Annotated in this window: 5 protein-coding genes; all 5 read left to right on the top strand. The window is 47.1% G+C overall.

The window, feature by feature from the left end; translation table 11 throughout:
• Positions 1 to 251, top strand: a 251-nt coding sequence (locus STRDD13_RS08605) for a hypothetical protein (protein WP_197457159.1), incomplete at its 5' end; no start/stop codon positions are given.
• A gap of 424 nt (positions 252 to 675) precedes the next feature.
• Positions 676 to 3,327 carry a bifunctional acetaldehyde-CoA/alcohol dehydrogenase gene (gene adhE / locus STRDD13_RS05270; RefSeq protein ID WP_067102764.1) on the top strand — a complete coding sequence of 884 codons (2,652 nt, stop codon included), beginning with the start codon at positions 676 to 678 and terminating at the stop codon, positions 3,325 to 3,327.
• A 317-nt stretch (positions 3,328 to 3,644) separates the two neighbouring features.
• Positions 3,645 to 4,652 (top strand): hypothetical protein, encoded by a 1,008-nt coding sequence (locus STRDD13_RS05265; protein ID WP_067102762.1) that lies wholly within the window; start codon positions 3,645 to 3,647, stop codon positions 4,650 to 4,652.
• A gap of 26 nt (positions 4,653 to 4,678) precedes the next feature.
• Entirely contained in the window at positions 4,679 to 5,434 is a 756-nt protein-coding gene (locus tag STRDD13_RS05260) for a hypothetical protein (protein WP_067102760.1), read from the top strand.
• 227 nt (positions 5,435 to 5,661) lie between these two features.
• Entirely contained in the window at positions 5,662 to 6,354 is a 693-nt protein-coding gene (locus tag STRDD13_RS05255) for a hypothetical protein (RefSeq protein ID WP_067102758.1), read from the top strand.
• Positions 6,355 to 6,565 lie beyond the last annotated feature (211 nt).

The following is a 6,565-nucleotide window of genomic DNA, read 5'->3' as shown; positions in this document are numbered from 1 at the left end:
ACCTGGTCTTCCACCATGGAGACAAGGAGATTCCAGCCAACAAAATCTACGACTACTTACGGCCAATTCAAAATGAAATTCGCGATCGGATAAAAGCACAGTACAATGGGGCGGGATTTAACATCACCTATTTGGGTAATATAAATGATTCATTTACACCGCCTGCTAATGATGGAGTTATTGATTGGGATGGGCTAATTGCGATTAGATTCAATCCTCCTACCCATGTAGGGCCTGATGATGAACTGTAAGCGTTGGAAATAGATTAAAAAGAGGACGGGAAGTTCCTCTTTTTTGTTTTTGGATTGTCGAGCAAGACGCAGTGGTTGAGTGGGCTCTAGAAACTCCTCTTACATCTACAAATAGCCCCCACCTGTCTGACTTAGCTCCTTAGGACTAGTCGGACAGGTGGAGGTTTTTTATTTTCAGAAAGAAGGAAGAAAAAATGGGAACGATTGAAAATAATTTGTGAAATTTTAAAATTTTATAAAAAAATGGACAAAAAGAAGGGAGAGAAATTGGATGTTATCAAGCTTTTTAGGAAGGTCTAGGAAAAACCCAAATAAAGTTTGTGAAATAGTTAACAAAACCCTTTACAAACAGAACCGGAAGTGCTATACTTATATTGTGAAAAAGTTAACAAAGAAAGTTGACTAAAAATTGGAGGAAAACCAAATGGCTGGTAAAAAAGAAGTAACAGCAGAAGAAAAACAAGCACAAGCATTGGCTCATGTGGACGCCTTGGTCCAAAAAGGATTGGTGGCCCTAGAAGAATTCCGGAAACTAAATCAAGAACAAGTAGATTATATTGTCGCGAAAGCCTCTGTAGCAGCCCTAGATGCTCACGGAATTTTGGCAGAGCATGCGGTCAAGGAGACTGGTCGGGGTGTCTTTGAAGACAAGGCTACCAAGAACCTCTTTGCCTGTGAGCATGTGGTCAACAACATGCGGGGAGTCAAGACAGTCGGCATTATCGAAGATGACCCTATTACTGGATTGACCAAGATTGCAGAGCCGGTCGGAGTCATCTGTGGGGTGACCCCAACGACCAACCCTACTTCAACGGCCATCTTTAAGTCTTTGATTGCCCTGAAAACGCGGAATCCCATCATCTTTGGCTTCCACCCATCTGCCCAAGAATCCTCTGCCCATGCGGCTCAAATCGTTCGGGATGCAGCTATCGCAGCAGGTGCTCCTGAAAACTGTATCCAATGGATCACGGAGCCATCGATCGCAGCGACCAATGCCCTCATGAACCATGACGGCATCTCCACCATCTTAGCAACAGGGGGCAATGCCATGGTACGGGCAGCCTACTCTTGCGGCAAGCCAGCTCTTGGGGTCGGTGCCGGAAATGTCCCAGCCTACGTGGAAAAATCTGCCGATATCCGTCAAGCAGCCCACGACATCGTCATGTCCAAGTCCTTTGACAATGGGATGGTCTGTGCTTCTGAGCAAGCGGTCATCATCGACAAGGAAATCTACGATGACTTTGTGGAAGAATTCAAATCCTACAAGACCTATTTCGTCAACAAAAAAGAAAAAGCCCTCTTGGAAGAATACTGTTTTGGTGTCAAAGCCAACAGCAAGGACTGTGCAGAAGGAAAGCTCAATGCTGACATCGTAGGAAAGGCGGCAAGCTGGATCGCAGAGCAAGCAGGTTTCTCTGTCCCAGAAGGTACCAATATCCTAGCAGCTGAAGTCGCAGAAGTGGGACCAAACGAACCGCTCACTCGTGAAAAACTCTCTCCAGTCATCGCGGTCCTCAAAGCTGAAGACACTGAAGATGGCTTGACCAAGGCCCGTCAAATGGTAGAATTCAATGGACTCGGTCACTCCGCAGCCATCCATACCAAGGATGAAGCCCTTGCGAAACGCTTTGGAACAGAGATGAAAGCCATGCGGATCATCTGGAACTCTCCATCTACCTTCGGTGGAATCGGGGACGTATACAATGCATTCCTACCATCCTTGACCCTGGGCTGCGGTTCATACGGTCGCAATTCTGTGGGGGATAATGTATCTGCGATCAATCTTTTGAATATCAAGAAAGTAGGGAAACGTAGAAATAATATGCAATGGTTTAAAGTTCCTTCTAAAATCTACTTCGAACGTAACTCGATCCAATACCTGCAAACTTGTGAAGACATCGAACGCGTCATGATCGTCACAGACAAGTCCATCGAAAAACTTGGCTTTGTCCAACGGGTCATCGACCAACTCAATCTACGCAAGAACAAGGTAACGGTTCAAGTCTTCTCAGATGTCGAGCCTGATCCAGACATCACCACTGTTCGTCGTGGGACTGAAGTCATGCGGGCCTTTGAGCCAGACACCATCATCGCTCTTGGTGGAGGCTCCCCAATGGATGCCGCCAAAGGGATGTGGATGTTCTATGAGCAGCCAGAAGTGGACTTCGGCGATTTGGTCCAAAAATTCATGGATATCCGTAAGCGGGCCTTCAAGTTCCCATCTCTAGGGAAGAAAGCTAAATATATCGGGATCCCAACCACATCTGGTACCGGATCGGAAGTGACCCCATTTGCCGTGGTTTCAGATAAAGCCAATAACCGCAAGTACCCACTGGCTGACTATGCCCTGACCCCAACCATTGCCATTGTGGATCCTGCCTTGGTTGAGTCTGTTCCAGCCTTTATCGCAGCCGATACAGGGATGGATGTCTTGACCCACGCGACCGAAGCCTATACATCCAACTTTGCCAATGACTATACAGATGGTCTTGCTCTCCAAGCCATCAAGCTGGTCTTCCAATACCTGAAGAAGTCTGTCCTTGAAGCCGACCCAGAAGCCCGCGAAAAGATGCACAATGCTTCGACCATGGCAGGTATGGCCTTCGCCAATGCCTTCCTCGGGATGAGTCACTCTATGGCCCATAAGATCGGTGCGGTGCACCATACCGTACATGGACGGACCAACGCCATCCTCTTGCCATATGTCATCCGCTACAATGGCACTCGCCCTTCTAAGACCACGACTTGGCCAAAATACAACTACTGGAAAGCAGACGAAAAATTCCAAGATATCGCACGGATGCTAGGCTTGCCAGCATCGACTCCAGAAGAGGCCGTAGAATCCTATGCCAAAGCCGTCTATGAGCTGGGGGAAGCTGTTGGGATTAAGATGAACTTCAAAGACCAAGGAATCGACGAAAAAGCTTGGAAGGACAGCCTGCATGAGATTGCCCTTCTGGCCTACGAAGACCAATGTTCTCCAGCCAACCCACGTCTTCCAATGGTCGCAGACATGGAAGAAATCATGGCGGATGCCTACTATGGCTACAAGGAACGTCCTGGTCGCCGCAAATAAGCCCTTTATCAGGAAGAAACTCCAATAAAATTCTGTTCAGAGGCTGGGACAAAAGTCCTAGCCTCTTCATTGTTTTTGGATGGTCGCGCACGACGCAGTGGTTGAGTGGGCTCTACTAGGCTGATTTCATCCGCTTTTACAGCCCGACTCAACTGTGCAGAGGGGGGACGACGAAATCGCATTCTACCGAATGATCGATTTCTGTCCCCCTCTTTTTTTTAGGCTTGTTTAAAAGCCGGACAATTCCTGAATAGGTTTGCAAAACACGTATTTCTAGGGTATAATAATGTAGAAAACGTTTTATAAAGGAGATTGTGATGAATCAAGAAGAATGGTTAAAGGAGTTTGAACGACTCAATGGTCGTCCGGCTACGAAGGAAGAGTTTGAAAGTGTCTGGGGTGCCGAGCCAGCAACACCTGCTCAACCGGTCATGCCACAGATGCCTCAGCAAGCTCCAAATCAAGGAGGAGCGACACCCAATGGTCAAGCTAGTGACGGAATCCCTCCACTGACTGGTCAAGGATCTGCTGTTGCACCTGTTCAAAAGAAAAGCCACAAGGGACTCTGGATCAGCCTGGTCAGTCTCCTCCTTGTCGCTCTGGTGGGAGCGGGTCTATGGTTCTTTGTCTTTAACAAAACCAATACGTCCAACCAGGCAGCAAGTGGGAACCAGGCAGGAACTGCCGTCTCGATTGAGGGGACCTGGAAGTCAGACGGTCTTGGGGAGACATTGAAGCAGGCTGTGATTGAAAAAGTAGGATCCACGAAGATTGATTTTGGAACTGGGAAGCTTGATCTGTCGTCGCTTTTCGATGGGATTTCCATTGAGTTAGTGGTCAGTGGAGACACTGCGAAGTTTAAGTATCGGATGGATTTTTCCAAATACTTTGATGACATCTATGATATGCTAGAGCAAAACATGTCGGACTCTTCGGCAAGTTACCTGCCAAGCAAGGAAAACTTTAAGAAACTGATCATCCAGCAGTTACAATCAACCATCAAGGAAGATTCTGCTATGAGCCTAGTCAACTTTACAATAGATGACAATGGGGTCATGGAATTTGAAATGGAAGCAGACATTGATCAAAAATCTCAAACCATTACCTTAGATGTTTCTAAGTTGAATATTGGCGAGTCCCTCCTCAATGGAAGTAACTCTACGTCTTCGTCCTCCTCCTCCTCTACATCCAGTGATAGTTCAACGAGTGAAAAGGTGGGCTTGTACAAGTATTCAATCAGTGGAAATGAACTAACCTTGACCTTGGAAGACTCGAGTCTTGTGGATTCAAAAACACCAACTAGCCTCAAGTTTGTGAAAGAATAAGGGATAGGAAAAAGAAAGAGGGAAAGATGATGAATCAAGAAGAATGGCTAAAAGAATTTGAACGGCTCAATGGCCGTCCAGCGACTCAGGCAGAGTTTGAAAGTGTCTGGGGGCCTCAAGCTCCTGTCGCTCCAGCTCAAGTAAGCCCGCAAGTGAGTCCAGCTAATGGGGCTCAGCCCTACCCGCAGACTGTCGGCCAGGCTCCTTTTAGCAATATCCCCCAATCGGCGCCTAAGAAAAGCCACAAGGGTTTGATTGCAGGGGTGATTGCTCTTCTTGTCCTGGTCGTCGGAGTGGTTGGGTTCTTCATCTGGAACCAGCAGCGCAACGATATCCACGGGACTTGGAAGGCTGATGCAGCTACGATTAAAAGCTTCAATGATCAGGCTTATGTCGGTAATTATTTTGGCTCTGCGCTGAAAGATACCACTGTGAGCATTGACGTAGCTTCGGACAATACTTACACGATAACCGCTGTATTTCATATTGATTTTGACAAATGGGCGGAGGAAAAAGCAGCGGATAGTGATTACTTAGATAAAGAGGACTATTTAGAACAGGTCAAATACGGTGCAGATAGTAATTATATGAAAGTGGATCTCGAAAAAGGGACGGCTGTCATTACCGCCAAAGGGACTGTTCGCCCAGAAAAGCATGAACTGACCTCTCCGCAATCTAATCCGTCAAGCGCGAGCGAGGGGGATCCTGTTACCTATACGATCGAGAACGGCCAACTCCGCTTTAAGGTCAGTTCGGATGTCGAACTAGTTTTTACCAAGTAAAGTGGAAAAAGAGAAGAGAGTGGGACAGAAACCGGTCATTCGTTCGAATTCGATTTCGTCGTCCCCCCTCCGCACAGTTGAGTCGAGCTGTAAAAGCGGATGAAATCAGCCTAGTAGAGCCCACTCAACCACTGCGTCTTGCTCGACCATCCAAAAACAATTGAGAGGCTAGGACTTTTGTCCCAGCCTCCTCTCTTGCTTAAATATAGAATCATAAGGAGAAGTAGATGAATCAAGAAGAATGGCTAAAAGAATTTGAACGGCTCAATGGCCGGCCTGCGACAGAAGAAGAAATCGCGAGTGTCTGGGGAGCTGGGGACGGAGCTTCGGGTCTCCCGATAGAGGATGAGGAAAGGCCATTGGTGTTTGCGACAGAAGTGTCGGTTGAGGAATCTCCAGAGACGGTTGAGGGGATCCAAGTGTCTAAGCCAAGCCATAAATTGTCTGTTTTGGAAAAATGTCTGGGGGCACTAGCGGCCGTACTGGTTGTAGCTTTTGCGGTCTTTGTGTTTATCCGCAATCAGCAAGCACGTGGGATCAATGGGACCTGGGTTTCCGCCTGGACTCAGCAAGAGATTGAGAATACTGGACTAGATAGTAGCGCCCTTGAAGATGTGCAGTTCCGATTGGTCGTAAAAGACGGCAAAGCGAGCATGGTGACACGCTTAAACTTTGATGAGAAGTCTGTTTTTTATGATCAGGACGAAGTGACTCAAACGATCTCACAAGCAAATGGTGCTGAAATCGTCGATTTAGAAAAGGGGATCGTGGATATCCCTAACTTTGAAGGAACGGTGGATGCCGAAAAAGGTCAAATCGATCGAGGTGATGACCACTATACCCCCTTTAAGAAAAAGGGAGAAAAGGAGCTGACCATCGAAAACAATGATGGAGAAAATGTGATCTTCCATCGGGAATAAGAAAGAGAGAGTGGGACAGAAATCGGTTATTCCTTAGAAGTCGATTTCGTCGCCCCACCTCCGCACAGTTGAGTAGGGCTGTAAAAGCGGATGAAATCAGCCTAGTAGAGCCCACTCAACCACTGCATCTTGCTCGACCATCCAAAAATAATGGAGAGGCTAGGACTTTTGTCCCAGCCTCTTTTTGATAGAAAAAGAAAGGCGATGAGAA

It is taken from the genome of Streptococcus sp. DD13 (assembly GCF_001578875.1).
GTDB lineage: Bacteria > Bacillota > Bacilli > Lactobacillales > Streptococcaceae > Streptococcus.
The sequence above is the reverse complement of the archived record's forward strand: the minus strand, read 5'-3'. Positions and strand labels throughout refer to the sequence as shown.